Below are 23,736 nucleotides of genomic sequence, written 5' to 3'. Positions count from 1 at the left end.
CTCCCTTTTTTTCATATCTATTTATTTCAAGCCAAGCATTTAAAGCTTTAGCCTAAAATCATCATGGTTTGTCATTCTTAGCGATTACAGACAAGGGCTGAATATTCCTCCGCCTGCCAGTCTTACGCGAGGCTCTAGTATCCCCTCAGTTGTGCGATATTCGAGCTTATCCTCAAGCAGCACATATCTTGACGGATATGCAGCGTAACTTGTTACGATCCAGCCCTCCGAGTCTTCTTCAATATAACCGTTAATACAGCGCATCTTTCCGCGTGGATCCCTGTACAAATATGTGGTTGTCCCGAAGCCCATTAGATAGGCCACTAGCTCCTCCCCCATATCCCAATCATCTCCTGTCACACCCGAGAACAGCGAAGCAAACAAGGAATCACTTGCCCCCACAAATACGGATTGCCCAAAACGGTTTCGCGACAATTCTGGCATGTTCAGGTTAGGAGCTGCCACACTATATGTAGAGGCTGCCTCTCCAGGCAACAAACGGCGTGGAGTAGAGCGTACATTCCAATCGTAACAATTGAATACTGCCATCGTAGAACGGTAAGCGGCTTCCAAATATTCAGGGTCTCCAAGGAATTCATAGGCAACCCGGGATGCACCTGCTACCAATCCACCCCAAAGGGAATGAATCATATACGACAAAGCTTCCCACCAACGATCCGGATTCTGCACTCTGTAATCATTGCTGAATCCGATATTTGCCAGAATTAGTTGCCCATAACGCTGAGCCTCCTCTTTATTTCCAAGGTGACACAATGTTTCACAGGTAGGACCAAATCCTGCATTATCGTAAAAATGCTCCGTTATAGCTCCCTCATACTGCTGTATCCCTGTCTCCAGATTTCTGCCAAATTGCTCCCATAAGGTAAGTAGACGTTTATACTCTTCTGAAAGACCGCTCTGCTTCAGTGCCTCTAATAAATCAAGAATATAGAGCACAAATATACCATTTAGACGGCTCTCATCCTGTTCACGCTGCCCACTATGCCGATCAGGGTCTAGGCGAAGGCACATGATTTCGGCAGCCCATTGTAGATATTCTCTAGGAGAATGAATTTTAAGTAATGAACCATCCATTCGTGACAATAGATAAAAGACATGCCCAATATAATCCAGATCATAAATGCGGTAGAATTCTCCATACAAGGGACGCGGATGATTGAAATCTCCGCCTTCAAACCAATGCTCCTTCACATCCAATACTGCGGCAATCTCGGCCTTAGCTACTTGTTCGGGGACAGCCTTGGCCATGCTATTCTTCATCAGAAGAAAAGCAACCTTACCCAGCGATTCTCCCTGATTCGATAGCGGACGGAAGGCATATGGCCTCTCAGCCTCACCTGTCCCTCCAAAGTTGTTATTTACCAACCACTCGGCTCTCTTTTCCAGAATCAGGTCAATCGACTCCAGTACATTCCAGACCAGGATATCGGTCCGTCCATCTTCTAGCCCCAGCTCCAGCTTATGTTCTCCCGGCTCCAAACGCTGTAAAGATATAGTGTAGCTGCTGCCTGACTCCAACCGTACAGCTTCGTTCGTAATATTCTCCTGGCGGATCAGCTCCGTTGCCGTTGAAGTGCTATACAAACGCAGCTCACGTAGAGCCTGGCCCTGCGGCAGATCAACAACAGCTTCGAACCTTCCTCCCCGGGTTAATACAGGCGTATAGCTCCAGCGCGGATGTCCATAGGCCATACCCTGCCTATAGAAATCATCTCGATTCTGACAGGGATGGAATATGTATTCCCAGCTGGAGGTTTCTCCAGCGTCAAGATCCAGCGGACTGTAAGCGCCACCATATATCCAGTCGGCAGCTGCAGATTCGGTCATAGATGATCCGTCCTCCACCAACGATAGCCGATGATACAGCAGACCATCCAAAGAAGGGGAAACCTGCTCAAGAAAACGATTCTTATAACTACAATAAGTACCTAGGGTTACTGTTCTGCCCTGAACACCATAAACACCCAGATGTGGTGCTTCGTTGCTCCGTCGAATGGCAGCAATTTTAGCGAAATCTCCACCAAGATGGGGGAATACTGCACAGGACTGACTCATATTGCGCTGCACATTTTCATCTCGGTACATGACATAAGCGAGCGAAAACCACACATGAAGTCCATTAATTCTTACAGACTGTGTTGATCGGTTCATAGCTTCAATAGTCCATCTTAGTCGCTCATCTTCCAAAGAATATGTAAGTCTGATTGCAATCGGCGCACCTTCAAAATCCACAAATACACGGTTTTTTCCTTCTGGTGTGATTTTGGGCAACAGATCAGTGCTTTTTATGATATTCCCGTCTAGCTCTATTGTCCATTCTCCGAATAGCTTATCTGTATCCGCATAACCTGCCTCTTTCAAATAAGACGGATCAACTACCCAATTCATTTCACTAGGGTCGCCCTGTAATATCAGAGACTGAAGTGCTCCGCGGTCGCTTAACTCCATCCTGAAATTTTCGTTGCCTAGAATCGTCATTGCCTAGCACCTCTTCAATATTTTAAGTTAAACGTTTAGATTTATGAGGAAAAAGGAGCTGTGAAACTTATTTTTGTCTCACAGCATTTTTTAACGTAGCCACAGAATCACGTTCGATCAACCGGCACTCCGGCATGGTCAGTGAATCCATCTTCGTCCCCTTGATTAAATTGAACAAAACCTCAATAGCTTGATAGCCCATCTCATGTAGCGGAAGTCCCATTGTTGTTATACGCGGGCGTAAGTAATCACTGAATTCACGATTATCAAAACCGACAACCGACAGATCATCCGGTATTTTAAACCCTTTTTCCTCTGCCGCCTGCAAAATACCTACAACCATTACATCATTCATGGAAAGAATCGCGGTTGGAGGCTCCGGCAAAGCGAGCAACTCGGAGGTAAGACGATACCCTGATTCCCTCTCCCAGTCTCCCATCTTAATTAACAGTGGATCGAACGGTAATTGATATTCAGTAACGGCCTTGTAATAACCGTTCAGTCTTAATCTGGAAGGGATTGAATCCATCAAACCACTGATTACAGCAATTCTGCTATGTCCTTGGTTAACCAAGTAGGACATGGCTTGGTAAGCAGCTTGCTCATCATTATACTGGATAGAGATATCGTCCTGTGTGTAAGAGTAGGTATACACAATAGGCTTACCTTCCGTATCGATTAAACCCGTTAAATCACGGGGATGAACACCGATATAAATAATCCCATCCACTTGATTACTGAGCAGTTCGGCAACCGCATTAGCGGCATACTTTCGATAGTCTTCCGTATTCGAGAAGTTACGGCCGATACGCTTGTCCAAACGAAGATTCACCAGTAAAATATGCAAATCATTACGATCTCCAAAATCATTAATTCCATCGATAATATCGGGGGTGTTAAATACCGTCACATCTTCTGCAATAACACCTATTGTATTCGTACGGTTGAGTTTGAGACTCTTCGCAATAGCATTCGGCTTATAATTCAACTCCTCAATGGCTGCAACAACTCGTTCCCTTGTATCGGAACGTACATTGCGGGTACCATTAAGCACATAGGAGACTGTAGCAATCGAAACATTAGCCTTTGCGGCTATGTCTTTAATGCTGGTTTTCCTCATTACACCTTCTCCTATCTTATTATGGGAACTCTTTTAATCACGTTGTTAAACGTTTAGATTATTTTTACAGTTAAAATATACCACGCGTATTTATTGCTTTGCAACCCCTTTTTTGCTATTCTCAAAAAATCCTCCTGTTCGTCCCCCGTTTCGTTTAGAATTGATTTATCTGTTGTTCATTGGATAAAAATAAGATATAGGAGCTTGAGCTTGCTATGACACCATTTACTGAGAGAGTTATTCATATCATACAGTCTATACCAGAAGGTAAAGTGATGACTTACGGAGGAGTTGCCCGCGCGGCAGGCAGCCCAAGAGGAGCGAGGCAGGTCGTTCGCATCCTTCATTCCATGAGCAAAAAATATAAGCTGCCCTGGCATCGGGTCATTAATGCTAAAGGAATGATCGCACTAACTGAGGATGAGTCTAACTCCCTCCAGAGGCTCTATCTACAGGGAGAGGGAGTTAGTTTTAATGAAAAAGGTGTGGTAGATCTGAAACAATTCCAGTTTGAGCCGGAGTGTACCGATTAGTACCCTCTGGTAACTCTTCGTCTTTCTCCGGTGCCAAGAGCATTGAGTAGACAATACATCGTCGCGTAAATGACCAGCAGGACAAAGGCAATGAACAAGCTGAAAAATACGGACTGGAGATTCAGGCTATCCAGAACAAGTTGATACAACTGATGCCTGTCCGTCAGGACGTCCCAGCTATTGAGTCTGTAGACTCGGCCAAGCAGTACACCATATCCCCCGAGCATACATGCCGCAAGCACGAATACCCATGACCACAGCAGGTTGCTTTTACGATAAATGACCGTCTGGAACTGATACAATGAGAAAAAACCGGTCAACCATCCACTCCAGGTGAACAATAAAAGAGTGACCAAGTCATACCAGTAGCGATTCTGAATGGCTCCCTCCACGATATATCTACTTTTTCTTACCGTTAAATGCACCAGGTCAGTCATGAGATAAGGCGCGTTGGGAAAGAACAGCAGCCACGCGACACCCAAAGGAAGAAGTAATAGACCGCCTATCTTCCTTTTGTCTAGCTCATAAGCAGCCATGGAGAATAAAAACGGAATCCATGCTAAGAACAAATTCCAAATTAAAAAACCGTAAAACGAATCCGTCTGAAGTGACACTACACGATATACCGCCAATGTAGCGACAGACAATCCCGCCAAGAGCATAAACACCTTCGGATAATTCAATTCCTTCATGAGCTTATATTCTCCTTATCGATATTGATTACATTAAACTTATACCTAATTGTACAAATTCAGAATTCCGAAGTCCAATTTTAATACAAAAGCCCAGACGCAAGAATAGCGCCCAGGCCGACTTTATTTATTAAGCTCAAGTACCGCTGATTAGTTCAGAGGCAATGCTGGCTTCTTGCGTCCTGTCAGACCTCGTAGTCCACCTGCATCCTCCTGACAGGATAATGCCGTACACTCCCTAAACGCCGCATGACTGCATCCGATACATTTATTGTGATTAATACTGCTAAGAGCTTCATTGATCGCTTCACCGGTATGATGATAGAACTGTGCCTCTCCTATTTTGTCATATAGCCCGGTTCTCTTAAGTAGCTCAAGCGGCTGCGGCTGAACACCGGAGATCATCAGTTTCCCTCCAACAGCATGGAGATGCCGCACCAGCTCCGCCAGATTGGATTCGCCCGTAGTATCCATGAATGGCACTTTTCCCATCCGCATTAATATAATTTTCGGCTGATCGGAGCCATAACCCGGCATGGTGTCATCAAATCTATACGCAGCGCCAAAAAACAGCGGCCCTTCCACGGTATAAATCCCAATCTGCGGACAATCATGACTCTCCGTTACCATATGTGCTCCTACCTTGACGGAATTAGGATCAGGCAATACTTTGGATACCAGATGAACCTCTCCCATCCGTTTCACAAACAAAATCACCGCAAGAATCAATCCCACCTCTACAGCCAGCGTTAAATCTGCAAATATCGTCAACAAGAAAGTGATGAATAATACCAAAGAATCGCCTGTTTTGATTTTAAGCAATTGAAGAAATTGTTTACGCTCACTCATATTCCAAGCTACTACCATCAAGATAGGAGCCATCGCTGCCAACGGAATACTAGAAGCATAGGGTGCAAACAACAGAAGAATTAGGAATACCACTACCCCATGAACGATCCCTGAGATCGGAGAAACTGCGCCGCTTTTGATATTTGTGGCGGTTCTGGCAATGGCACCCGTGGCTGGAATTCCTCCAAACAATGGAGCTGCAATATTGGCGATTCCCTGACCAATCAGTTCACGGTTGCTGTTATGGCGGCTACCCGTCATCCCATCAGCTACGACAGCTGACAATAAGGATTCAATAGCACCCAACATCGCGATGATAAAGGCCGGACGAATCAGCAGTATAATCCGCTCCCAGGTAATGGTCGGAAAACGGAAGCTTGGTAATGTATTAGGGATATTCCCATAGGCCAAACCAATCGTAGTCACCTTACCGCTAAAAAATAACGCTGCTATGACAGTTGCACAAAGAAGACCGACCAATGAACCCGGCACCTTCGGAGCAAAGCGAATCGCTAGGATAACAACGGCCAGACAAATCGCGGCGGTCAGGATACTATATCCATTGATCGTCGATAGATGAAGTCCAATTTCTTTCATGTTATCTACAAAGCTCTCGTGCCGTTCAATATCCCTTAACCCAAGGAAGTTAGCAATCTGTCCGGTGAAGATAATAACCGCTATTCCTGCTGTGAAACCAATCGTGACCGGCTTCGGAATAAATTTAATCAGTACACCCAGCCTTAACAATCCCATGAGGACTAAAATAACCCCCGCCATCATCCCCGCTAACAGCAGGTTCTCATAACCATACTGCATCCCAATGGCGAACAAGATAGGAATAAATGCACCTGTCGGTCCACCAATCTGAAATTTCGATCCCCCGAACAATGAAATACATATGCCGGCAACGATTGTCGTATAAATGCCATATTCCGGCTTTACACCAGAAGCAATAGCAAATGCCATCCCTAAAGGAATGGCAATAACCCCGACGATTGTCCCTGATATCAAATCCTTGCGAAAAGCGTTCATGTTGTAGCCTTTATAACGACCCCGCCCTGTCATGTTCAAACCTTCTTTTCTTTAAATATCTGATTATTTGAATATAAGAAGAACATTACTCTAGGACGCGACTGTTGTCAACGCCAAAATAACGTTAATCTATTCCATTTTCACTCGCCGCGCATGCCTTCCAGCAATGAAATGGTATTCACGAGATGGTTATCAAATATTTGTTTGGCCACGACCAGAAGGTCCTTGATCAGAGGATCACGCAAGGCATAAATGACTGTGGTGCCTTCTTTCACACTGGTTACTACATTTTTGGCGCGTAAAACAGCTAGCTGCTGGGATACAGCAGAACCTTCCGAGCCGAGAATAGCCTGCAGTTCATTCACATTCTTCTCACCTTCGCTAAGCAGCTCCAGAATACGAATACGCATCGGATGAGCCAGCGCCTTGAAGAATTCGGTCTTAAATTGCTGAATTTCGGTGTTCATAGCTTTCTACTCCTCATGCTTAACTTTCTGAATCTAATGTTATCTTTGTATGTTATCTTAGTCCCTAAGAAGCGTCAAATACTGAAGGGATAGATTCGCACATCACGGACCTGCAATTCTACGAACACACCCAGTGCCATAGGTTCACCGAGACACTCGAACATCACTAACCCTTCACCTATTCGTAAAAATCCTGTGCCATCTTCTTCAATATTCTCCAACACGCCCGTAAAAATAACCCTATCCTGTTCGAGCCTGATGTTGAACTCACCTGCAGGCACAGGATGGATATCCACCCACCTCATAAGCAGCTCCGAAAGCTCCAATTCCACATCCATTTCTGCCCCTGGATTCACAGGAGCACCACACCAGATTCCCCGGCCCTCCCCAAATTCTGTGAGAAAAAATACCTCGTCCTTTTTCAAACCACTTTTTGTAATTTTGATTTGCATAGCCCATACTCCACCCTAATGATTTATAACGATCATTATATCATGAGAATTAGCCCAATTTATCAAGTATAATTCTGGGTTGCCTTATTCAGATAAGTACTAGGGTGTAACCAAGGATGCTTAAAGAACTCACTTTTACTGGTAATCTTCCGCGAGACACTCAGGTCATAATCGATCATAGACTTTATCTGCTCTGCAAAGGCCTCCCCTTTTACCAGCATTCCCAGCTCAAAATCGTGGCAGGCACTTCTTTCGTTGATATTATATGAACCATGAAAAACGGCTTGTGATCTATGATCATAGGTAATTTTCCAATGGGAAAATCGACCGGTGGCACTGTAGTCATAGAAGGAAACACCGTTAATAAACGGCATATACATATTGCCTCTTACCGCCGCGCGATTTGTAGGATGATCATTAACCTCCAGCGGGTTACAAATGTTCAAATTACACGAGCATTCCGGACCAAGCAGCCCAAGCCGATCCCAAAAATCCTGATCAATCAAATAAGGATTCACGATGATAGTCTCTTCAGCCGCGTAAGTAATTAAATCCAGATAATATTGTTGAATCAGGTTAACCGGGTTACCTGGAAAGCTTGCTAACAGCGTACATTCTTCCTCACCAAAATGATAATCCACATCCGGATAATAAAAGACATCATTCACATCAAAATGATCTCCGCCTAGAAGCAGCCAGCGAGAATAGAACATCGCATTCAAAGGCTGCGCTGCTGCGCCGCGAATCCGGAAGCAGCCATCATGCCACTCAGCCTCTTTACTAGGAATCCCCTGTGGATGTCCATCTATACTCATTGCAGAGGATGCCTGCACTGGGGTCTCATACGTATATTGGTCACCAATATTTACACTGCCTATAATCGAGGTTACCCCATCTATGACCATAAACTTCCGATGATCGATGACATTCAGTCCTGTAACCTCAACATCCTCTTGCACTTTATCCTGCAGAAACAGGATACTTTCCGGCACTCCTTCTTGCTCCAGCGCCTTTCGTTTCACCCGCCATTCAATGGCTGTATAATACGAATTGAAGGTATTCAGCAGCTTGGCGCCTGCATTCTCAAGCTGATCAGCAATCTTGGAGAACTGGCCGTACTCCAGATTATTTCCGTACCCCAAAGCCGTCAATGTGTAATTGACCATAACCCTTACCTTAACGCCACGCTTAAGAGCATAAAACAGTTCATCTGCAACCAGATTGCCCGAGCGATCATTAAAAAAAAGCATGACAGACAGGTGGATATAATGCTGCGCTTTTCTGATCTCCTCTAATATCATTCCTAGACACTCTGGACCATTCACGTAAGGTGTTACTTGATTATTCCACGTAGTCTGCGGAGCCAGAACCTTTAGCTTGCCTGAGTCTAGTCTGCCCAATACTTCAGTAAGTTGTTCCAGTAAGCTTGGGCTAAATCCAGGAAGCTGGAATAGCTGCTGACTTGTCGTAATGACTCCGCCAAGCGTCTGACGATAGGCTCTGGCAGCCTCTAGGTCTATCCCCTCAAGCTTACGCTCCACCTCTTCTCCTGCTACACCCATAATACGGGCAAGCGATCCGCCGGATAGATAATAATTCAAGAAATCAATCATATTTCTCTGTGTCTTCATATGTAAAGTCCCCCATCGTTTATATTGCATGCCTTTGAATCAAGGTAAGGATAGATACCCTAGATCTCCTTTTTATAAACGGGGTGAAATGCAAAATAGGGATGCCCCACCGCCTTTATGGCTATAGATCATCCCTGTTAAGGTTTAAACAAAATTCGCTAAGAATGGAGACAGCTTATTTTGCCTGTTCTGCGCTAAATACTTTAACATCTAGAGGAGCAGCCAAGAATTCGCCAGCTTTAGCTGAGAAAGCAGTGAAATGAGCGCTCGTATTGTGGCTGGATACTGCTTCAGCATCACGCCATTGCTCAATCATAATAAATGAGTTGGCTTCTCCAGCATTCTCATATAGCTCATAAGAAAGGTTACCCTCTTCAGCATGAGTAGCAGCCAGTAATGCTTTAGACTCCGTCAAAAACTGTTCGCGACGCTCTGGATTAACTTTAAGTACAGCATGAATAATGATCATTGTATATTCCTCCTAAGATTAGTGTTTATGGTAGCGTGTTGGCTTACTAACTTTAATAATTATTTCCACTCAGCAACTTTATCGATAGGCAGACGAACAGAGGGGTAACCTGCATCAACAGCTTTACCAATGGAGAGTAGCATTACAGGAACATAACGATCTTTTTCCATACCAAACGCTTCAGCGATTTGGTCTTTTTCAAATCCACCAATTGGGTTTGTATCGTAACCATGTGCACGAGCAACCAGCATCAGCTGCATAGCAACAAGTGCGCCATCGATAAGCACGGTGTCTCTATTAATTTCCCGTGGCAGGTTAGCAAAATGAGCGGATAATCTGGTTAATTGATTTTCTTTTACTTCAGCAGGCATAAGTCCACGTTCAACAGCCGTACCGTAAATTTCTTCAGCGTAATCGAAGTTGTTCAGATCACCAAAGATGGCAATCATAGCCGCAGAAGTCTCTACTTGTACGTTATTAAAACGAGCGAGAGGCGCTAAAGTAGCTTTAGCTTCGTCACTTTCAATGACCAGAAAACGCCAAGGCTGCATGTTCACTGAAGATGGAGCAAGTGTAGCTTCGGCAAGGATCTGTGTCATTTCTTCTTTGCTGATTTTAACGGATGGATCATATTTGCGGATAGAGCGGCGTCCTGTAATAATTTCTTGAAAATCATTTGTTTGTGTAGCGTTCATATGTTTAATTCTCCTTTGAGTGTGTTTTGTAAGTTACAACAGAATGATATTAGATTGCAGACGATTGAGCATATCAATGAGCACTGCTCGCTCCTGATCGTTAAAACCTGTTAGAAGAGTAGCGATAAACCGCCTTTTCTCTTCGCTATATTTAACCATTCTTTCCCGACCTTGATCGGTTAATGAGACCAATGTGACCCTGTTATCGGCTGGGTTATTGCGGCGAGCGATCATGCCACTCTCTTCCAATCCCTTCAGATGACGTGTGACGGCTGCCGCATCAATATCCATTTCCTTTTGCAGACTGATTTGGCTGACTTCATCTACCCGAAACAGTTCATGCAGGAGGCGAAGCCGTGTGGGACTGATCCCTGCACAACGTTCGAATTTTGGAGAGATTCCTTTGTTTAAGGCCTGCAGCAGTTCAAATATATGTTCTTCCTCAGGACAGTACTCCGTCAAAATATACCTCCTTTCTATATTTAATTGCATGCAATTGTTTTGTATAAAATTATACTAACGCATAATCATTGACCCGTCAACTAATATATCAAATCATTTTTAAAAAATCAACATTGCTTATCCTCATCCGGTGCTATACGCTTGAACAAAAGAGGAGGATACCTATGAGAATATCCCTGATTCAGCTGGATATAGCATTTGGCAATCCCACTATGAATTATGCTGCCGTAGCCCAAAAAATAAGTGAAGCTGCTTCCGCAGCCCCTGATTGTCTGATTCTCCCTGAGCTATGGACCACTGGTTATGATCTAACTCGCTTAGAAGATATTGGCGATCCGGAAGGAGAAATTACCAAGGCATTTATCTCCAGCTTGGCTAAACAATACAGCATTAATATCATCGCTGGTTCTGTCGCTAGCCGAAATGATACTGGTGTAACCAATCGTATGTATGTATTTAATCGATCAGGTGAGCTCGTCGGACAATACAGCAAGTTGCATTTGTTCCAGCTGATGGATGAACATTTGTATCTGCAGCCGGGAGAAGCCAAAGGACTATTTACATTAGACAATACGTTATGTGCAGGCCTAATCTGTTATGATATCCGTTTTCCGGAGTGGGTTCGCGCCCATACCGCACAAGGGGCGGAAATCCTGTTCGTCTGCGCTGAATGGCCACTGCCCAGATTGTCCCACTGGCGGGCGCTGTTGATCAGCCGGGCCATCGAGAACCAATGTTATGTTGTAGCCTGCAACCGTGCAGGCAGCGATCCTGCCAATATCTTTGCTGGGCATTCAATGATTATTGATCCTTGGGGAGATATTGTGTGTGAGGCTTCTGAAGAGGAACAAATTCTAACCGGAGAGATCGATTTACATCAGGTGCGTGAGATTAGGAAACAAATTCCGATTTTTTCGGACAGACGTCCTGAGTTGTATAATTAAAAGAGCGTGATTGTTGAATATTAAAAAAGACGTTACGTAGGCTGGCTCTAGCCAGCTTTCCGTTACGTCCTTTTTTAACAGACTCCAACCCATGCTTAGATCTCAGGAATACCGCTCGCGAAGCACCCGCGTTGCATCGAGCACACGTGGATCATCATAGTCCAAGTTGTATCCTGTCTCTTGCTGCAAAATGCCGGATGGTCTAAGGGACACTCCCCGATGAATTAAAGCCTGAATAATTCCCTCCACAAACACTGTTGCCACTTCAGGTCCACCTAGTTCACCAAGTCCAGCAATCGTCTCTGGACGAACCCGTGGATATGATAGTGAGGAGTCTCCTCCGGAGGCTTGCGCATAGAAATTACGAATTTGTTCACCACGTTCTTGACCCGAGCCAGAAACTACAACAAATGCATGTACAAAATAAGCATTGTTCTGCCTACGCTGAGCAATACCACAAAACTTCCGGCCACCAATGGCCAGATCGAAATCACCCGGGCAGTAAGAACCAACAATCTCACCAGCCTCAATTTGCGCCGCAGCCTGTGGATGACTTATAGCAACCGCTTCCGTGATCAAAGCAGCCAAGAGCCTAAAGTCATCATGAAAGTCCAGCTTTCCACGTCCTTTGGGCAGAACTAGAGAAACATTAATGATCCCTGCATCCAGAGGCACCGCAGCCCCGCCGGAATGCCTAACCGCCGTTCTAATCCCTTGCGCCTCAAGCGTAAGCATCGCCTGAGCTGCACACGGTAGCTTACTGTCCCGAAGTCCAAGTGCCACACCACCAGAATGACTCCACAGATGTAAGCTAGGAGGTATAAGTCCCGCTCCAACATCCCGGCATAAGGTTTCCTCAAAAGCGAATGGGACCAGCATATCCTCTAAGCTCCCTGCTTCTGTACCTTTGCTCTCATCCCTTGCACTCAGATGTTGAAAGAGCCCCATTTCTGAAGGAAGTTTACTAAATATTGAATCATACTCACGAGTATCCACCAAAGCCCCTCTTTCCCGAATATGAGCCACGAGACCTGCTATTCTCTACCAGCTAAGATCCAAGCCTATCCGTATAAATAATGATAGTAATATTGTAACCGATCTGTCTCCATGCTGTGAGTAGAGAATTGAAATGAGGTTATGATAACGCTATTCTTATAGTAAATGGACTTGCCCCAGAGCATAATAGGGGAAGCCCTAAATTCATGCTATCCCAAACGTTAAGGAGTGATGCTGCATGACAGGAGACAAGCTGACCAAAGAACGACAGCTAACCAAAACAAAGCAATGGGAACAAGCCCTTAACCACCTTTATATCAACTTTTGGGATTACAGCCATGACGCATTAAATAAATTCGCGGATGAAGATATCCACCAGGCAAGAGTGAACTGCCGTAAGCTGCTAAGTCTATTATCCATTCTTGATCCGCGGCACACTTCAGGCCTGTACCCTATTTTCAAAAAAGCGCAAAAGAGATTAGGTAAAGTGAGAGATGCAGATGTTCTAATAGAATCTTTCAAGAACAAGCGCAAGCAAGCGAAGGAGAACGGAGATTCCAAAACTGCAGACCTGTTAAAGGCAGTGATTGCTTACCAAAAGGACAAGCGCAAAACTTACCGCAAGAAGCTCGCTAAGGAGCTGCCTGAACTAATTAATGAAGACCTCGAGGAAAAGTGGAAGACCTTCCTAAGCGAGCAGCTTGAAGCCCTAGCCGCCAAAAAGAATGTTAACGTTGTTATGCGTGAGCTTGAGATCGCTTATGAGCAAAAGAAAAAAACCTGTAAAGCTATTTTCCATGAAGACAATGCCGAATCTAAAGAAGCCTTCGACGCTTTGCACCAGCTAAGAATCGCTGCTAAGGAACTTCGTTATACCGCGAGTGCGGCCGATTTTGCGTTAAATCAGAAATTTCATGCGCATGAGGAGATCTATAAGGAGATTCAAGATCAACTTGGGCTGATTAACGACAAACGTCTATGGCTGGAAACACTGAATGCTATTGGACGTGAAGAGCTGGACATCGGTAAAAAAGCATGGAATGCCTTCACGTCGCAATTAAAGGATGAAGTGCTCGATGCACTGCATCATAATGATGTCATTCCTATCCAGACACAAACGAAGTAAATTGCAAATGGTCCTTTCTATTCAGCCGATGTATCTGATGCACCATACTCTTCAATATTTAGTTTCACTTCATAGGTAATCGGAATCTCACTAAAGGTTTCATCCCAGTTATCCTCTACGCTCCGCCATACGGCTGGATGTTGAATACGCAAAGCGTTGCCGAAACCTGCAACCTCTGTATGCAGCTCCTTCTGCATTTTTTTCACAGTGACCTGAAGCATGTCTAAGACATGCTTCTCCAGCACTGCTTTATCCTCCTTTACAATGCCGTCATGTAACTTCTTTGCACTCTTGGCAAAAGCCTCACCATATCTCCCCGTAGATTCTATTTTCACATGAAAAGAGATCTTCCCATCCTTCACATTAGCTTTATACTTACTACCCAGAGATTTGATTTCATAGGTAATGAGCTTATTGTTAGACGGGTCGTATGCTTTGAGAGCACCCCCCTCTCCCTTTCCAGTCAGCCAGACCATACCTTCCAGCTCCGATGCATCTAAAAAACCAACGAGCTTTCCCGTTTTCCCTTTAATTACGCCTGCTCCATCCAGCTTTGTCTCCTTCTCTTTTTCTAAAGAAATCACATTCTGCAACATGAAACTTCTTTTACCATGCAAAGGACCCGCCACTTTAGCTATTGAAACCGGCTCCCATATCCTCGTGCTCCGACTTCTATTCACAAAAATCCCCTCTAATACAAATGACGGGGTTTGGCCCGGCAGCGCATTTTCCAATACATCTCTGGCTTTTCCCTTGCTGACATATAGTAGAACACTGGGACGGATATCGTTATCCCTGCTAAAGAAATCAATTAACTCAGAAAACTTGGTAGAGCGTGCAAGCTTCTCACCGATCACAATGACCTTAAGGTGATGTCCGATTGGAGTACGTCTAGTACGCAGTGAAAGTGCCCGTAATGCTTCAAACATAGAATCACTTACTTCACTCATGTTATAGTAATTTCTGGTTGAGGATGGGGAAGCCCCAGACTTCATACCTGACCCTCCTGAGCCTTGAGGAATCGTAAACTGGTAGGTACTCATTATTTGGGCAGGCATGGGATTTCCCCCGCCTCCTTGCTGTGTTGCCTCCTCATCCCCTGTCTCCTCCGCACTGTCCAGGGCAACGCCAATCTCCATACTTAACTCCTCAACTGGTGTACTGCTCCAGCAACCGGTCAACAGAATACATACTATAAGAAATGTAATCGACACTCTCCATTTTTTCATGAAGCCGCCCTCCGGAAATGTGCGATGATCAACAGCGGCAATGGAATTAATCCAAATAAAACGATCATCCAATTACCTACGACTGTTCCTAATGCAAATAGAGCATTCACATTTGGTGGCATTCTGGAAACTACATAGGCTACTGGAAGTATAGCCAATAAGCAGCTATTAAATCGTTTATGAAATATTTGAGAAACTCCCAAAGCAGCAGCATAAATAGTGATGCAGAAGGTGCAGAAAATTTGCATAATCCAAATTACCAGTAGCAGCGATTCAAACCTCTCAAAAATAAGATAATTCACCTCAAAGCTTCTCACTAGATCAAGAAATGGCCAAGTTCTTGTGACCACTCCATCTATAGAAAACGCACCAATAGTCATTACAACAGCTAAAAGATAAAAGAACGTTGATATACATGATCCAGCAATAATTACCTTTACTGCTTTTTGTGGCTTATCCATAAAAGCAACAACGAACAGCATCGCTTCACCAGCAGTAAAAGTCAGAATGGTTGGCCTGATGCCCTTCCATACCGGTCCTAAACCATCTCCAAGGAAAGGCCGCAAATTATCGATATCGAAAACTTCAATACTAAGCAAGCATACTCCAACAAAAACTGTCCAAGTAATCGGAACAATCAACCTACACATGCTAGTGATAGCATTAAGTCCTCCTCTGCATAAATAGAAGGCTATCCAAATAAACACAGCAACAATAGCCCAAGGAGGGGTTCCCTCCAACAGAAAAAAAGAGGTCACTTCCTGTACGGAACGTGCTTCAAAACTGGCTATACACAGAAAATAAACAATCACTAATATAGAGAGCATCACTCCAAGTGGCTTGCCAATGATTTTCCCGCTAAATTGAAAAATAGTTTGACCTGGAAACCGTTGGCTAAGTTTCACTATAATTAAACCTGTTAAAAAGGTAATTACTCCCCCTAAAAAAACGGAGATCCACACGTCTGGAGTTTCACTAGCCTCTACAATCGTCCGAGGAAGTGTAAGTATCCCTGCCGCAATAGTATAATTGGCTAGTATGATCGTCGCTTGAACAGCAGTAATTCGGTCCTTCACCTCGGTACTCATATTCGCTTCCTCCTTTACTTCGATCTCTCACCCTTTGCGTCGGGGGTCCTTCGGCTTCAACAGCGTAGGGCGGCCTGTTAGAAATTGCAGTGGCATACGGAATATAAAATCTTTCCAATCCTTAATCTTATAAGGTATAAACATGCCAAGATAAGGCATGCCGAAGCTTTTTAGCTTGATTAAATGGGCACTCAGGAAAAGGAAAAATAACACAACTCCATATAATCCAAAGACTGCTGCAGAAAACATCGCTATAAAACGGAGCATACGCAGCGTCATTCCCGCACTATACATAGGGATGGTGAAGGAGGAGATTGCTGTAACTGAAACAACGATGACTAGAATTGGACTCACAATTCCCGCTTCTACCGCGGCTTGGCCGATGATTAGACCGCCAACAATCCCCATCGCGGGACCGATAGGTTTAGGCAGCCGGAGTCCAGCCTCCCGTAATATTTCGATTGAGGTCTCCATGATCAAAGCTTCGATTAATACCGAAAAAGGTACACCTTGGCGGGAGCTGATGATTGAAATGGCCAACTTTGTCGGAATCAATCCCGGCTGAAAGGAGAGGAAGGAAATATATAGTGCCGGTGCAAACATTGATATCAATGCGGCGAGAAAACGCAGTAAGCGCACCAACGACCCCACCATCCACCGATCGTAATAATCCTCTGGGGATTGCAACAGCATCCCGAAGGACACGGGCATGATCAAGGCAAAGGGTGTGCCATCCAGCAGGATAGCTACTCTCCCTTCCAATAACGCTGCCATTACGCGGTCAGGTCTTTCCGTATTCTGAATCTGCTGGAATGGCGTGAAGCTATTATCTTCGATTAATTGCTCCACATAACCAGATTCTTGCACATCATCTATATCAATCGTCCTAATTCTTCGTTTGACTTCTTCGACAAGTTCATCATTCGCGATATCTTTGATATAAGTTAGAACCAGATCCTTCTTCATCCTCTTTCCTACAGTAAAAGAAATCATGGCTAGCTCTGTGCTCTGCCCATGTCGGCGCAGTAATGCCGTGTTATCACTTAACGTCTCATTAAATCCGCTTCGAGATCCCCGCAAGACAGCTTCTGATTCAGGCTCCTCTATCCCTCTTGTGTTCCCCTTCGGGGTGCTGAGCACAATAGCCTCCGGTATCCCTTCTACTAACAGCACTACAGAGCCGAACAATACCTTTTGAAGGGAGAGCTTCACATTATCCGTAAACTCAACTTCCGAAATAAGCACGATCTCATGAATGAGAATATCTTTTAGATCCTTTGCTTCCGGTATCGTATGGGGATCCTTAAAAACCTTATAGGCATCCATTAAAGGCTTCAGAATATTCCGATCCATTTTATCTTTATCTGTCAGTCCATCTACAAATATAAGGGCCGCTTGCAGCTTTATACCTCCGATACGCAACTCCCGAAAACTCACATCATGCATATCTGTGCTCATCTCTTTAAATCTTTGCAAATCCTCCCGAAATTGACCGCTATAGCTTGCTCCTGTAGGAGATTCTTCACTGATTCCAACGGAATCGTCCGCCTTAGCAACCTTTTTCGTATTGCTAGAACCTAGAGATGCTTCTCCGTAAGGAACCCCACCACCTATGCTGCCGGCAGCTTTTTTTGCTCTAGTACTTATCGTATCTTCCTTTACATTAGCCCAACTCATCATCCGGATTAGAATAAACGGAACGAAAAAGATCATAATAGCTTGGAAAATCACACTCCATTTAGGAATTATCTCTAGAATAATATTCCACACCCTCATCACCTCCTTTATAACTGTGTTCGTATTTTTTACCGAAGATGGGTAAATCATGCACGCAAAAAAGACCCCACAATATGGAGTCTCCCTAATTTCATCTTTAAAATTATCGCCTTATGCTTGAAGAACCTTGTTCAGTATGCCTTGGTAGGCTGCTTTCGGACGCAGACCGACCAGCTTTTCCACGGGCTGCCCCTCTTTATATACAATGACTGTAGGCATCCCCATAACACCCGCTTCTCCAGCCAAATCCGGCAGTTCATCACAATTCACCTTAACAATAGAAACATCGTCTCCATATTCCTGGTGAAGATCTTCCAGAACAGGCAGCAGCACCTTACAAGGGGGGCACCATGGCGCACCATAATCCACCAGTACCGTTCCTCCACCACGTATTTCTGACCGCACCCAATCCGCACTATCGGCATTTATAATAGACATTTGCCATTCCTCCTCATATTTTTCAACACCAGCAGTACTATTCCAAGTTCTCCAGTGGACACGTTCCCAACTTGCTCTCATCCTGCTCCTGCAGAATAGATGCCATTCGTTCTTCCAAATTCCTCTTGATCTGATTCAGCTCTACAAGCTGACGTTCAATATCTTCCAATTTACTGCGGTATAGTGGCATCACTTCTGCGCAGAAAGCTTCTTTGTTCTTCAAGACACAATGTAGAAAGCCCGCGATCTGCTCTGTCGACAGACCCAGGTTCAAATATAGTTTAATCGTTTCTACCGTCTCTACAGCAAGTGAAGAATACTCCCGATATCCGTTGGCCTGACGGATCGGCGAGATTAATCCTTGACTCTCATAGTAACGAAGTGAACGGACGCTTACGCCCGTCAGTTTAGCAAGCTCACCTATTTTCATAGCATTCTCCCCGGGGTTCATGAGAATTGTTCTACACCAGTATAAACCCTGACACCAATGTTAGAGTCAACAAAAAAAATCCAACCGCAGCTAACCCGCAGTTGGACTCGTGTTTTATGTTACAACAGGTATATCCGCTTATATCCTACAATAATCCTGCCGCCCAAAGTCCACCTCTAAGAATCATCTGGCGAAAGGGCTCTACGGAAAATGACGGCAAATGATGACCAGGCATTAAATAAACAACCCGGCCTAGACCAAATTCATGGCACCAAGCCGCCTGCCTCATTGCCCCATCATGAGGATATTCCATAAGCACAGTTGTTTCGAAATAGGGATGCTGCTCAAAATAATAAGGCTCATCATCGATCACAAATTCTTCGATCCCCTGCATAATGGGATGCTCCCGTGCCGGTATGGACATCTGGAGCGAAGTGAATTCTGGATGATGAGTGAAATGCGCTCCCAGCATAGCGCCTAGCTCCTGATTACGCTGTAAGGAGATTCCGTTATGTACCACTAGTAATCCACCACCGTTAGCCACATAGGAGAGCAATGCGCTGCTTTGTTCCGCCGGTATTTTATCATCGGAGAATTCGGTATAGGAGATTACCAGCTTGTAATCAGATAATGTTTCTTTATTAAGCAGCCCATAATCCTCCGAGGAGAATACCTGCAGGTCATTGGCAAGGATCTGCTCAATCTCCCGGTCTACTCCCGCAAATGGGTGATATTTAACCTCCGAATAACTTCCGAGTGCCAGTGCTTTTAGTGTAGACATCCTATCATCGCCTTTCTTCGTGTACTTTTTTGATTACGGGAAGACCATCTACCAAGGCCATGTATTTCCATCCACGTCAAGATAGGCCGGCTCATCCCCTAGATGCTTTTTATACTCCATAACCTGACTTATAATCTGGTCTGCAGACACATCGGATGAAATATCCGCTTGCTCATTTTTTTCGCCATGCATATAAGTCTTCATCCAGCCGGGGTGAAACACCATCACTTGACCCCCAAGCGTCTTTAGATGATTGTGCATCAGGGAGGATTGCATATTGAGAGCCGCCTTAGACATGCAGTAGCCGTACATATTAATACGTTTATTTCTGCCAATGCTGCCCGCTTCCGAAGAAATATTAACAATCAATTTATCCTTACTTTGCAATAAAAGTCCCATAAGTGCATTGCTGACTCTCAACGCGCCTAGCGTATTCACATTATAAATCTCCGCCATGCCCTCATCATCCATATCCACCAGCATCGTAGCATCATCTGCGGAATGAATAATTCCGGCATTATTAATAAGAATATCAACATGCCCAGTTCTGCTGGCGATAGCCCTTGCTGCCTGCTTTACACTGTCCTTACTACCAATATCGAGTGGAATAAGTTCCAGCTGTTCCGGATACTCCTCTTTAAGCGCTTTCAATTCATCTGTATCTCTCATGTATTGTCCAGCAAATACTGAGAACTGTTTCTCTAAAAGAGAGTGCACAAGAGACAATCCGAGACCCCGATCAGCTCCAGTCACACATGCAACTCTGTTCATTCTTATCAACACTCCTACCTAGTAAGGATTATTGAAGCAAGCTGTCTTCCTTTCACCTTAGCATGCCGTCCTCTTTTTTTCAACGCACTAAAATGAGGGTTTAGTCATCCTTGGATTAGCTGCTCCAGAATCCTTTTTGTTTTAAATTTAATATATGTTACAATCATGATTACAGGTTGTTAACAACACAATGGTTAGTAAAATAACGATCCCAGGAGGGTGATATCTATGTCTATTCAACAACTTCATACATTGGAAGATCTTGAGCAGTATGTGGCTAAACCTGGCAAGAAGCTGCTGTTCAAACACAGCACTACCTGCCCGATTAGCGCCAAAGCTAATGAAGAATTCCAGGCTTATCTAAAGGATGCGGATACTGCAGCAGCAGTAGTTCTAGTCATCGAGGATCGTCCAGTTTCCAATCAAATTGCCGAGGATTTCGGGATTAAGCATGAATCTCCACAGCTCTTCCTGCTTGAGGATACTGAGGTCCGCTGGAACACTTCCCACTGGAAGATCACAAGAGATGCTATCAAAGAGGCTGTGAACCAATGAGCCAGCAAGTGATTGTTTATTCAACAGCAGGCTGCAGCGACTGTAATCTGGTCAAACAATATCTTACGGAGCAAGGTATCCCTTTTGAAGTAAGAGATGTTATGACTAGCACCGTCTATCAAGAGGAAGTCGAAAAGCTTGGTTTCATGGGTGTTCCTGTTACTGTAGCAGGGGATCACGCCACCAAAGGATTCAATCTTCCCGAGCTGAAAGCACTTCTCGAAGCTGCTCAGTAATTCATTCGTTTAATTATTTAGCACTTGATATATGCTTACAAAAAAGGGGATTCCAGCAGCCACTCGGCAAGGAATCCCTTTTTTTCATTGTTCTAAAGCTTAGGGTTCCTCACGCATAAGATTTGCCACGACCAGTACATCTACATTTCTGGCCGAACGCAAAATCTGTTTAGTGACATCCCCGCGTAGCCATTTGCGCACCCATGAGCGTTGGGACTGGCCGATAATAATCTGTGTGCTCTGTAAGGCTTGAGACCTTTCAAGCAGCAAGGAAGACACTCGTGCCGGGAGCACGTTAGGAATCATCTTAAACGTTCCACCCAGTCGTTCCGTCAATTCTTTCAAATCATTAATTCGTTTATCGTAAGAAGGCCCGCTCTGCTTATATTCCTGTACGTACGTAACATACCAGCAAGCTTTTAGACGATAGGCAATCCTAAAACCGCGCCGAATCAGACGTTCCGCATGATCTCCTAAGGTGATGCACACATAGATCACTTCCTGCCGCCGCCAAGGTCCCCGCAGCGACCCGACACGTTCCCAGGCCTCCAGACGTTCATCCACATCATCAGCAATTTCCCGCAGCGCCAGTTCACGGAGGGCGATTAGATTGCCGATTTTGAAAAAAGCACCCAGCGCCTGATCCACTTTGGTCATCGCATATATTTTTCCATCCTTCATCCGCTCTTGCAGTGTTTTGGGGGATACATCGATAAGTTCAACTTCGTCGGCCCGTTGCAGAATGCTGTCCGGGAAAGTCTCTCTAACTCTAACTCCGGTAATTTGTTCTACTGCATCATTCAAGCTTTCTAAATGCTGAACATTCACTGTGGAGATTACAGAGATCCCCGCATCCAATAACTCCATAACATCCATATACCGCTTCTTATGCTTGCTGCCCGGCATATTGGTATGTGCCAGTTCATCTACCAGTACGACCTCCGGATTACGCTTAATAATAGCTGCCGTATCCATTTCCTCAAGGACAGCCCCCCGATAGTCAATGCTCAGTCGCGGAAGGATCTCCAGATCACCGATCTGTTCAAGGGTTTCTTTACGTCCATGCGTTTCTAGTAGTCCAATAACAACATCGATCCCTCTCTTTAAGAGATCATTTCCTTCTCGCAGCATCTTATAAGTCTTGCCCACCCCGGGAGCAGCACCAATGTACACTTTAAATGTGCCCCCACGAATCGCATCGATTTTATCCTTTACTTCCTGAGTGCTTAATCTGTGATAGGCATCAGCTTTCCGCTCATTTCGGCTCTGCCGGGTAGGAAGAACACGTTCTCCCTCACGCTCAGCACGATCAGCCACGAAAAACACATCTACTCCACGGATTTGCTTTAACAATGAGTTAGCAATCGAACCCTTCCACAGCTCCTGCCACGCCGTTTGCTTAGAGTGACCCATAACGATACGGGTAATATTATGCTGGATGGCGTATTTCACTAGAAGTCCCGGAATCTCCCTCTTCGAGCGAAAAGAAATCTCCTCCATCGAGGCCCCAATCTTCTCAGTCAGCTTCCATAGGGATCGCTTGAAGGTTGCTGCTTCCTTAGAGGGCGTCAGGCCCTGCTTCCAGAAGGATACCACCGCCAGATCTCCGTTTAACCGTTTAGCGATTTGCTGCCCACGGCGGATATGAATCGAGCCATTCCAATAATACTGTGCGGACACCAACACTTTTTCGGCAATCCCCGAAGCCCCCAGCAATCCTTGCTCCTCCCGATGCTTCTCCAGCGAACCATTAACATCCTCCGCAACCATTCTCAGCGCCAGCTCCCGCAGCTTGCTTAGATTCCCTTTGTTAAAAAGCGAAGTCCGCTGCTTCTTGCCCAAATGTCCTTCGGACAAACGTTGAAGTATCTTTTCCGGAGTCACATCAATTAGAACGATATCATCTGCAAGGGTGAGCACTTCCGCAGGCAAGGAATATTCCACCTCAATCCCCGTCCACTTCCGCGCAAGATCTGCTGCGCCTTCCAGCTCGTATACGTTTACAGTTGTGATGACACTAATTCCACAGCCCAATAAATATTTGATATCCTCCAGCCTAGTCGATCTCTCCGCACCCTCGCGATTATGATGAGCCAATCCATCGGTCAGTACAACCTCTGGATTACGCGCCACAATGGCCTCCACGTCCAGATCCTTCTTCTCGATCTCCTTCTGAAACCAATGAATACTTGGAATCCGTTCCAAGTCACCCAGCTGATCCCTTGTTTCTGGACTTTGGTTGGTTGAAACCGCACAGATTACAACATCGATGCCCTGTGCTTTCAGCGCCTGACCCTCACGCAGCATCTGATAGGTCTTGCCTGATCCACTGACCGGACCTATATAGATCTTCAGACGTCCACGATGCAGCTCATAAATAGAGAGCAGCAGTTCCTCCGGCGTCTTCCTCCGATATGTTCCCATCAAGACCACTCCTTAATAACCCGTTCATCCATTCACTCTTC

Annotated in this window: 24 protein-coding genes; 5 read left to right on the top strand and 19 right to left on the bottom strand. The window is 44.9% G+C overall.

Annotation, left to right across the window (positions count from 1 at the left end):
- Nucleotides 1-84: 84 nt before the first annotated feature.
- Both NST58_RS03270 and NST58_RS03265 read right to left on the bottom strand, forming a co-directional pair.
- Nucleotides 85-2,499, bottom strand: a complete 2,415-nt coding sequence (locus NST58_RS03270) for a hypothetical protein (protein WP_339246208.1) — start codon at nucleotides 2,497-2,499, stop codon at nucleotides 85-87.
- A 67-nt stretch (nucleotides 2,500-2,566) separates the two neighbouring features.
- Nucleotides 2,567-3,619, bottom strand: a complete 1,053-nt coding sequence (locus NST58_RS03265) for a LacI family DNA-binding transcriptional regulator (RefSeq protein WP_076193723.1) — start codon at nucleotides 3,617-3,619, stop codon at nucleotides 2,567-2,569.
- A 215-nt stretch (nucleotides 3,620-3,834) separates the two neighbouring features.
- Between NST58_RS03265 and NST58_RS03260 the strand changes: the two genes are divergently transcribed.
- Nucleotides 3,835-4,152, top strand: a complete 318-nt coding sequence (locus NST58_RS03260) for an MGMT family protein (protein ID WP_036676747.1) — start codon at nucleotides 3,835-3,837, stop codon at nucleotides 4,150-4,152.
- Here the strand turns inward: NST58_RS03260 and NST58_RS03255 are convergent.
- The 8 genes from NST58_RS03255 to NST58_RS03220 form a co-directional block, all read right to left on the bottom strand.
- Nucleotides 4,149-4,844 carry a DUF1361 domain-containing protein gene (locus NST58_RS03255; RefSeq protein ID WP_038568569.1) on the bottom strand — a complete coding sequence of 232 codons (696 nt, stop codon included), beginning with the start codon at nucleotides 4,842-4,844 and terminating at the stop codon, nucleotides 4,149-4,151. The genes NST58_RS03260 and NST58_RS03255 overlap by 4 nt on opposite strands.
- Nucleotides 4,845-4,994: 150 nt before the next feature.
- A complete protein-coding gene (locus NST58_RS03250; protein ID WP_339246204.1) occupies nucleotides 4,995-6,758 on the bottom strand; it encodes a SulP family inorganic anion transporter in 1,764 nt (587 codons plus the stop codon).
- Between the two features lie 107 nt (nucleotides 6,759-6,865).
- Complete coding sequence (locus NST58_RS03245; RefSeq protein ID WP_036676741.1) at nucleotides 6,866-7,192, bottom strand: metalloregulator ArsR/SmtB family transcription factor; 327 nt, start codon at nucleotides 7,190-7,192, stop codon at nucleotides 6,866-6,868.
- A gap of 74 nt (nucleotides 7,193-7,266) precedes the next feature.
- Nucleotides 7,267-7,644: a hypothetical protein gene (locus tag NST58_RS03240; protein WP_076279647.1), complete on the bottom strand. Its 378-nt coding sequence runs from the start codon at nucleotides 7,642-7,644 to the stop codon at nucleotides 7,267-7,269.
- 62 nt (nucleotides 7,645-7,706) lie between these two features.
- Nucleotides 7,707-9,275 carry a phospholipase D-like domain-containing protein gene (locus tag NST58_RS03235; protein WP_052096745.1) on the bottom strand — a complete coding sequence of 523 codons (1,569 nt, stop codon included), beginning with the start codon at nucleotides 9,273-9,275 and terminating at the stop codon, nucleotides 7,707-7,709.
- 175 nt (nucleotides 9,276-9,450) lie between these two features.
- Nucleotides 9,451-9,744: a putative quinol monooxygenase gene (locus NST58_RS03230; protein WP_339246201.1), complete on the bottom strand. Its 294-nt coding sequence runs from the start codon at nucleotides 9,742-9,744 to the stop codon at nucleotides 9,451-9,453.
- Between the two features lie 59 nt (nucleotides 9,745-9,803).
- Nucleotides 9,804-10,439 (bottom strand): nitroreductase family protein, encoded by a 636-nt coding sequence (locus NST58_RS03225; protein WP_076223389.1) that lies wholly within the window; start codon nucleotides 10,437-10,439, stop codon nucleotides 9,804-9,806.
- Nucleotides 10,440-10,472: 33 nt separating this feature from the next.
- Nucleotides 10,473-10,901 carry a MarR family transcriptional regulator gene (locus NST58_RS03220; RefSeq protein ID WP_076304354.1) on the bottom strand — a complete coding sequence of 143 codons (429 nt, stop codon included), beginning with the start codon at nucleotides 10,899-10,901 and terminating at the stop codon, nucleotides 10,473-10,475.
- Nucleotides 10,902-11,065: 164 nt separating this feature from the next.
- Here NST58_RS03220 and NST58_RS03215 point away from each other — a divergent pair, with 164 nt between their 5' ends.
- Complete coding sequence (locus NST58_RS03215; RefSeq protein ID WP_339246197.1) at nucleotides 11,066-11,845, top strand: carbon-nitrogen family hydrolase; 780 nt, start codon at nucleotides 11,066-11,068, stop codon at nucleotides 11,843-11,845.
- 102 nt (nucleotides 11,846-11,947) lie between these two features.
- On the opposite strand, the gene NST58_RS03210 is transcribed toward NST58_RS03215, so the two are convergent.
- Nucleotides 11,948-12,841 carry a hypothetical protein gene (locus NST58_RS03210; RefSeq protein WP_339246194.1) on the bottom strand — a complete coding sequence of 298 codons (894 nt, stop codon included), beginning with the start codon at nucleotides 12,839-12,841 and terminating at the stop codon, nucleotides 11,948-11,950.
- Between the two features lie 238 nt (nucleotides 12,842-13,079).
- On the opposite strand from NST58_RS03210, the gene NST58_RS03205 reads away from it, so the two are divergent.
- A complete protein-coding gene (locus NST58_RS03205; RefSeq protein ID WP_076124450.1) occupies nucleotides 13,080-13,967 on the top strand; it encodes a CHAD domain-containing protein in 888 nt (295 codons plus the stop codon).
- 17 nt (nucleotides 13,968-13,984) lie between these two features.
- On the opposite strand, the gene NST58_RS03200 is transcribed toward NST58_RS03205, so the two are convergent.
- From NST58_RS03200 to NST58_RS03170, 7 genes are all read right to left on the bottom strand, one after another.
- Entirely contained in the window at nucleotides 13,985-15,196 is a 1,212-nt protein-coding gene (locus tag NST58_RS03200; protein WP_339246191.1) for a Ger(x)C family spore germination protein, read from the bottom strand.
- Nucleotides 15,193-16,284, bottom strand: coding sequence for a GerAB/ArcD/ProY family transporter (locus NST58_RS03195; RefSeq protein ID WP_076179795.1), 1,092 nt, complete (start codon nucleotides 16,282-16,284; stop codon nucleotides 15,193-15,195). Before NST58_RS03195 ends, NST58_RS03200 begins: the two co-directional genes overlap by 4 nt.
- A 27-nt stretch (nucleotides 16,285-16,311) precedes the next feature.
- Nucleotides 16,312-18,060 carry a spore germination protein gene (locus NST58_RS03190; protein ID WP_339246189.1) on the bottom strand — a complete coding sequence of 583 codons (1,749 nt, stop codon included), beginning with the start codon at nucleotides 18,058-18,060 and terminating at the stop codon, nucleotides 16,312-16,314.
- 111 nt (nucleotides 18,061-18,171) lie between these two features.
- The gene (locus tag NST58_RS03185; protein WP_076124458.1) at nucleotides 18,172-18,498 is read right to left on the bottom strand and encodes a thioredoxin domain-containing protein; all 327 of its coding nucleotides are present in this window, start codon (nucleotides 18,496-18,498) and stop codon (nucleotides 18,172-18,174) included.
- A 37-nt stretch (nucleotides 18,499-18,535) separates the two neighbouring features.
- A complete protein-coding gene (locus tag NST58_RS03180) occupies nucleotides 18,536-18,928 on the bottom strand; it encodes a MerR family transcriptional regulator (RefSeq protein ID WP_076185170.1) in 393 nt (130 codons plus the stop codon).
- A gap of 145 nt (nucleotides 18,929-19,073) precedes the next feature.
- Nucleotides 19,074-19,709, bottom strand: a complete 636-nt coding sequence (locus tag NST58_RS03175) for a ThuA domain-containing protein (protein WP_076185171.1) — start codon at nucleotides 19,707-19,709, stop codon at nucleotides 19,074-19,076.
- Nucleotides 19,710-19,757: 48 nt separating this feature from the next.
- The gene (locus tag NST58_RS03170) at nucleotides 19,758-20,480 is read right to left on the bottom strand and encodes an SDR family NAD(P)-dependent oxidoreductase (RefSeq protein WP_339189368.1); all 723 of its coding nucleotides are present in this window, start codon (nucleotides 20,478-20,480) and stop codon (nucleotides 19,758-19,760) included.
- 228 nt (nucleotides 20,481-20,708) lie between these two features.
- On the opposite strand from NST58_RS03170, the gene ytxJ reads away from it, so the two are divergent.
- On the top strand, nucleotides 20,709-21,035 hold the full coding sequence (gene ytxJ, locus NST58_RS03165) for a bacillithiol system redox-active protein YtxJ (protein WP_076302354.1): 327 nt from the start codon (nucleotides 20,709-20,711) through the stop codon (nucleotides 21,033-21,035).
- Complete coding sequence (locus NST58_RS03160; protein ID WP_076124465.1) at nucleotides 21,032-21,271, top strand: glutaredoxin family protein; 240 nt, start codon at nucleotides 21,032-21,034, stop codon at nucleotides 21,269-21,271. Before ytxJ ends, NST58_RS03160 begins: the two co-directional genes overlap by 4 nt.
- Before the next feature lie 99 nt (nucleotides 21,272-21,370).
- Here the strand turns inward: NST58_RS03160 and NST58_RS03155 are convergent, their stop codons facing one another.
- Entirely contained in the window at nucleotides 21,371-23,695 is a 2,325-nt protein-coding gene (locus tag NST58_RS03155) for a histidine kinase (RefSeq protein ID WP_076304352.1), read from the bottom strand.
- Nucleotides 23,696-23,736 lie beyond the last annotated feature (41 nt).

It is taken from the genome of Paenibacillus sp. FSL R10-2796, from assembly GCF_037965315.1.
GTDB lineage: Bacteria > Bacillota > Bacilli > Paenibacillales > Paenibacillaceae > Paenibacillus_AQ > Paenibacillus_AQ odorifer.
This window is presented reverse-complemented; position numbering and strand designations above follow the sequence as displayed.

Bases quoted from the DNA above. Each gene is read 5' to 3' on its own strand.
- NST58_RS03205 (WP_076124450.1), top strand. From the start codon at position 13,080: ATGACAGGAGACAAGCTGACCAAAGAACGACAGCTAACCAAAACAAAG.
- NST58_RS03190 (WP_339246189.1), bottom strand. From the start codon at position 18,060: ATGAGGGTGTGGAATATTATTCTAGAGATAATTCCTAAATGGAGTGTG.
- NST58_RS03235 (WP_052096745.1), bottom strand. From the start codon at position 9,275: ATGAAGACACAGAGAAATATGATTGATTTCTTGAATTATTATCTATCC.
- NST58_RS03230 (WP_339246201.1), bottom strand. From the start codon at position 9,744: ATGATCATTATTCATGCTGTACTTAAAGTTAATCCAGAGCGTCGCGAA.
- NST58_RS03225 (WP_076223389.1), bottom strand. From the start codon at position 10,439: ATGAACGCTACACAAACAAATGATTTTCAAGAAATTATTACAGGACGC.
- NST58_RS03245 (WP_036676741.1), bottom strand. From the start codon at position 7,192: ATGAACACCGAAATTCAGCAATTTAAGACCGAATTCTTCAAGGCGCTG.
- ytxJ (WP_076302354.1), top strand. From the start codon at position 20,709: ATGTCTATTCAACAACTTCATACATTGGAAGATCTTGAGCAGTATGTG.
- NST58_RS03265 (WP_076193723.1), bottom strand. From the start codon at position 3,619: ATGAGGAAAACCAGCATTAAAGACATAGCCGCAAAGGCTAATGTTTCG.
- NST58_RS03260 (WP_036676747.1), top strand. From the start codon at position 3,835: ATGACACCATTTACTGAGAGAGTTATTCATATCATACAGTCTATACCA.
- NST58_RS03195 (WP_076179795.1), bottom strand. From the start codon at position 16,284: ATGAGTACCGAGGTGAAGGACCGAATTACTGCTGTTCAAGCGACGATC.
- NST58_RS03270 (WP_339246208.1), bottom strand. From the start codon at position 2,499: ATGACGATTCTAGGCAACGAAAATTTCAGGATGGAGTTAAGCGACCGC.
- NST58_RS03160 (WP_076124465.1), top strand. From the start codon at position 21,032: ATGAGCCAGCAAGTGATTGTTTATTCAACAGCAGGCTGCAGCGACTGT.
- NST58_RS03155 (WP_076304352.1), bottom strand. From the start codon at position 23,695: ATGGGAACATATCGGAGGAAGACGCCGGAGGAACTGCTGCTCTCTATT.
- NST58_RS03175 (WP_076185171.1), bottom strand. From the start codon at position 19,709: ATGTCTACACTAAAAGCACTGGCACTCGGAAGTTATTCGGAGGTTAAA.
- NST58_RS03200 (WP_339246191.1), bottom strand. From the start codon at position 15,196: ATGAAAAAATGGAGAGTGTCGATTACATTTCTTATAGTATGTATTCTG.
- NST58_RS03250 (WP_339246204.1), bottom strand. From the start codon at position 6,758: ATGACAGGGCGGGGTCGTTATAAAGGCTACAACATGAACGCTTTTCGC.
- NST58_RS03215 (WP_339246197.1), top strand. From the start codon at position 11,066: ATGAGAATATCCCTGATTCAGCTGGATATAGCATTTGGCAATCCCACT.
- NST58_RS03240 (WP_076279647.1), bottom strand. From the start codon at position 7,644: ATGCAAATCAAAATTACAAAAAGTGGTTTGAAAAAGGACGAGGTATTT.
- NST58_RS03180 (WP_076185170.1), bottom strand. From the start codon at position 18,928: ATGAAAATAGGTGAGCTTGCTAAACTGACGGGCGTAAGCGTCCGTTCA.
- NST58_RS03185 (WP_076124458.1), bottom strand. From the start codon at position 18,498: ATGTCTATTATAAATGCCGATAGTGCGGATTGGGTGCGGTCAGAAATA.
- NST58_RS03170 (WP_339189368.1), bottom strand. From the start codon at position 20,480: ATGAACAGAGTTGCATGTGTGACTGGAGCTGATCGGGGTCTCGGATTG.
- NST58_RS03255 (WP_038568569.1), bottom strand. From the start codon at position 4,844: ATGAAGGAATTGAATTATCCGAAGGTGTTTATGCTCTTGGCGGGATTG.